The sequence below is a fragment of the Streptomyces sp. NPDC127084 genome (assembly GCF_042724175.1).
Classification (GTDB): Bacteria; Actinomycetota; Actinomycetes; order Streptomycetales; family Streptomycetaceae; genus Streptomyces.
This window is the reverse complement of record NZ_JBHXFA010000359.1, coordinates 1-1,439: the sequence shown is the minus strand read 5'-3', so window position 1 is coordinate 1,439 and position 1,439 is coordinate 1. Positions and strand designations below refer to the sequence as shown.

The following is a 1,439-nucleotide window of genomic DNA, read 5'->3' as shown; positions in this document are numbered from 1 at the left end:
GGCGCCACCCGTTTCGACCGCGGGCTCGTCGATCTGGGCCGCCATGTGCCCGGCTTCGCCGCCCTGATGGCCCGCTGGCTGGCGGACACCCCGGAGGACTGGGCCGCGGTGGTCGGACCCAGCACCCGGCGCATGATCGAGAACCTGGCGGGGGTGGGGGTTCCCGCATAGCGGGCCCGGCACGTGCGCCCGGTCACAGCCTCCATGCCGATGCGGGCCACGGGCCCCCGGCATGGCACCCTTAGACCTGCGTAAGAGGTCGACGACACAGGTCTACATACGGACACGGGTTCGATGAGGAGCGGTCACAGTGCAGCGCTGGCGTGGCTTGGAGGACATCCCCCAGGACTGGGGGCGCAGCGTCGTCACCATCGGCTCCTACGACGGAGTGCACCGCGGGCACCAGCTGATCATCGGACGCACCGTGGAGCGTGCCCGCGAGCTCGGCGCGCGATCCGTAGTCGTGACCTTCGACCCGCACCCGAGCGAGGTCGTCCGCCCCGGCAGCCACCCGCCGCTGCTCGCCCCGCACCACCGGCGCGCGGAGCTGATGGCGGAACTCGGGGTCGACGCGGTGCTGATCCTCCCGTTCACCGCCGAGTTCTCGAAGCTGTCGCCCGCCGACTTCATCGTGAAGGTCCTGGTCGACAAGCTGCACGCACGCACCGTGATCGAGGGTCCGAACTTCCGCTTCGGTCACAAGGCCGCCGGAAACGTCGCCTTCCTGACAGAGCTGGGGCTCACCTACGACTACGAGGTCGAGGTGGTCGACCTGTTCGTCAGCGGAGCGGCGGGCGGTGGGGAGCCCTTTTCCTCCACCCTCACCCGACGCCTGGTCGGCGAGGGGGATGTCGAGGGCGCGGCGGAGATCCTGGGCCGCCCGCACCGTGTCGAGGGCATCGTCGTCCGCGGTGCCCAGCGCGGCCGGGAGCTCGGCTTCCCGACGGCGAACGTCGAGACCGTCGCGCACACCGCGATCCCGGCGGACGGGGTGTACGCGGGCTGGCTCACGGCGAACGGGGAACGTATGCCGGCCGCGATCTCCGTCGGCACGAACCCGCAGTTCGACGGCACCGAGCGCACCGTCGAGGCGTACGCGATCGACCGCGTCGGCCTCGACCTGTACGGGTTGCACGTGGCGGTGGACTTCCTCGCGTATGTGCGGGGCCAGGAGAAGTTCGCCTCGCTCGAGGCCCTGCTGGAGCAGATGGCCGTGGACGTGAAGCGCTGCCGGGAGCTGATCGCGGCGGCGGAGAGCCTCGCCTGAACCGTCTGAACCGTCTGAACCGACCGAACCGTGCACCGTGCCACCGCCTGGTGGCCGAGCCGACCGGGCATCCCGCCCGCAGGCACGGTGCGCCGACGCCGACGCCGACGCCGACGCCGACGCCGACGCCGACGCCGACGCCGACGCCGATGGGCCGGCACCTTCACGGTGC

Annotated in this window: 1 protein-coding gene; it reads left to right on the top strand. The window is 71.5% G+C overall.

The features are described 5' to 3' along the window. The first annotated feature begins 310 nt into the window (after positions 1–310). Positions 311–1,267, top strand: coding sequence for a bifunctional riboflavin kinase/FAD synthetase (locus ACFWI9_RS34195; RefSeq protein WP_387169179.1), 957 nt, complete (start codon positions 311–313; stop codon positions 1,265–1,267). The last annotated feature ends 172 nt before the right edge of the window (positions 1,268–1,439 follow it).